Here is a 2852-nt window from a genome sequence, read left to right on the forward strand (position 1 = left end):
TCCTTCAGTAGGAAACTACGTCAGCTGTGTACGAACAGGTAATTTATTGTTTACTTCTGGCCAAGGGGTAGATCAATATCACGGCAAGTTAGGCAAGGATTTAACAATTGAAGAGGGATATAAGGCGGCTCAGCAATCCGTGCTGAATGTATTGAGTGCGGTAAGTTACGAGTTAGACGGGTTAAGCAAAGTGAAGCGTGTCGTTAAAATTCTTGGTTTTGTAAATAGTACAGAGGACTTTACGGGCCAGCCTAAAGTAATGGATGGCGCTTCAGACTTGCTCGTAAAAGTATTTGGGGATAAAGGGAAACACGGCCGTTCAGCTGTAGGAATGGCTCAGCTCCCCAATAACACAGCTGTAGAAATTGAAATGGTTTTAGAGATTGAGGATAAGGAGGATATCCGATGAATAAAGAGGCAGTTATTGAAGAAATGACGGTAAAAGATGCAAAGCTTTTTATTAATGGAGAATACGTAGACGCTCTATCCGGTCAAACCTTTGATACCTTTAATCCAGCAACGAATGAGAAATTAGCTTCTGTAGCTAATGGCGGCACAGAAGATGCAAAGCGCGCTATTGACGCAGCTCAGMGTGCATTTGAAAGCGGTATTTGGAGCAAGATGCCTGTTGAAGAGCGCTCTGCCATCCTTTGTAAAATGGCTGACTTAATTATGGAAAAAGTAGATGAACTAGCTTATTTAGAAACGCTAGATGTAGGAAAACCTATTAAAGAAAGTCGAGAATTTGATATTCCACGAGCAGCTCAAAACTTCCGTTTCTTTGCTGAGATGGCTAAATATATGGTGCATGAGCATTACGAAAAGCATAATGTCATGTCCTATGCCAAGTATTCACCAGCGGGAGTTACAAGCCTCATTATCCCTTGGAATCTACCATTTATGCAGATGACATGGAAAGCTTCAGCTGCTTTGGCATCTGGCAATACAGTGGTTATTAAGCCCGCTTCTTATACACCGTTAAGTGCAGTAATGCTTGGAGAAATTGCTAATGAAGCTGGATTGCCTCCTGGTGTATTGAATATTATTACAGGTCCAGGGAATACGGTAGGGACTACTATGTCTACTCACCCGTCCGTTCGCCGTATTTCATTTGTCGGGGAAAGTAATACAGGAAAAACGGTCATGCGAAATGCAGCAGAAAACCTGATTCCTGTTTCGCTAGAGCTTGGAGGCAAATCAGCCAATATTGTATTTGAAGATGCGGATTTGGATGAAGCAGTAAAAGGATCTATCGAAGCAATCTATCGAAATCAAGGAGAGATATGCTTAGCAGGTTCTCGTTTACTTGTACAAGAAAGCATTTATAAGCAGTTTCTTGAAAAGTTCACAGCAGCGGTAAGAAATATTAAAGTAGGCGATCCTCTGAGTGAAGAGACAAACATGGGAGCACTTGTATCACAAAGTCACTTAGAAACGGTCGATGAATATGTCCGAATTGGTTTGGCGGAAGGAGCTAAGCTGGCATGCGGAGGAAAAAGAGTAGAAGGTTTAGAAACAGGGAATTTTTATGAGCCGACTGTTCTTTACGACGTAGATAACAAAATGCGTGTAGCTCAAGAAGAAATTTTTGGACCTGTACTTGTTGTTATTCCATTTAAAACAGAAGAGGAAGCAATTCAAATTGCCAATGATTCTATTTATGGATTAGCAGGGGTTGTCTGGACAAATGATTTACGAAGAGCACAACGCGTTGCTTCTGGAGTTACTGCTGGATTACTTTGGATCAACTGCTGGTATATTCGTGATTTAAGAACGCCGTTTGGCGGAGCAAAAGCAAGTGGAATTGGTCGTGAAGGCGGCCGGCACAGCTTTGAATTTTATACGGAAGCCAAAACAATTACAATGAAACTTTAACTCTATAAAAGAGGTGATTAACGGATGCGTACACTTATTAGTGAGCTTGCAGAAGAACTTTTAGAAGCAGAAAAGACGAATCAGCCAATTTCTCCTATTACAGAACGACATGCTGCTTTATCAGTAGCTGATTCTTACCATATTCAATTAGAGATTGTAAAAAGAAAGCTGGAAGAAGGAAAAAAGATTGTTGGTAAAAAAGTTGGTCTAACCAGTAAAGCCATGCAAGATATGTTAGGCGTTAGTGAGCCTGATTATGGACACTTATTTGATGATATGAAAGTAACGGATAATGAAATAATCAACATTCATTCAATGGTGGCTCCAAAAATTGAAGCGGAAATTGGGTTTATTCTAGAAGAAGATTTAAAAGGGCCTAACGTTACCTATTTGGATGTCTTAATGGCAACGAAATACGTGGTGCCGACCATCGAAGTCATTGATAGTCGCATTGCCGGTTGGAAAATCAAATTAGTCGATACGGTTGCAGACAATGGCTCTTCTGCCAAAGTAGTGGTAGGGAATAAATATTCCACAATTGAGCAAGCCGATTTACGTACGACTAGTATGATTCTCTATAAAAACAAGGAGCTTGTCGCAACAGGAGCTGGGGCAGCTGCCCTTGGGCATCCGGCACATGCGGTTGCATGGCTGGCAAATAAGCTATCTGATTTCGATATTTGTTTAAAAGCCGGCGAATTAATCTTACCAGGGGCTCTATCTGCAGCAGTACCAGTTGCGAGCGGGGATGCAGTAAAAGCAGAATTCGGTTCTCTTGGTTCAGTATCCGTACGTTTTGAATAATACCGGAAAGAAGGTGAAGAGTAGTGGAAAAAGTGAAAGCCGCAATTATTGGCTCAGGAAATATTGGGACCGATTTGATGTATAAGCTTCAGCGCAGCGAATTTATCGAGTTAACAGCTGTTCTTGGAATTGATCCGGATTCAGATGGTCTAAAAAGAGCGAGAGAAGCAGGG

General features: G+C 41.4%; 3 protein-coding genes and 1 pseudogene. All 4 read left to right on the forward strand.

Features of this window, described 5'->3' with window-relative positions; genetic code table 11:
- Positions 1–409: RidA family protein (locus AC1DRF_RS21665; protein WP_477741666.1), on the forward strand; the 409-nt coding region annotated here is incomplete at its 5' end.
- Positions 406–1875 (forward strand): aldehyde dehydrogenase, encoded by a 1470-nt coding sequence (locus AC1DRF_RS21670; protein ID WP_477741667.1) that lies wholly within the window; start codon positions 406–408, stop codon positions 1873–1875. The genes AC1DRF_RS21665 and AC1DRF_RS21670, both read left to right, overlap by 4 nt.
- A gap of 24 nt (positions 1876–1899) precedes the next feature.
- Positions 1900–2679: a 2-keto-4-pentenoate hydratase gene (locus AC1DRF_RS21675; RefSeq protein WP_043981033.1), complete on the forward strand. Its 780-nt coding sequence runs from the start codon at positions 1900–1902 to the stop codon at positions 2677–2679.
- Positions 2680–2702: 23 nt separating this feature from the next.
- Positions 2703–2852, forward strand: a pseudogene (locus AC1DRF_RS21680) (acetaldehyde dehydrogenase (acetylating)); the annotation flags it as partial.

The sequence above is a fragment of the Priestia sp. P5_B4 genome, from assembly GCF_056400385.1.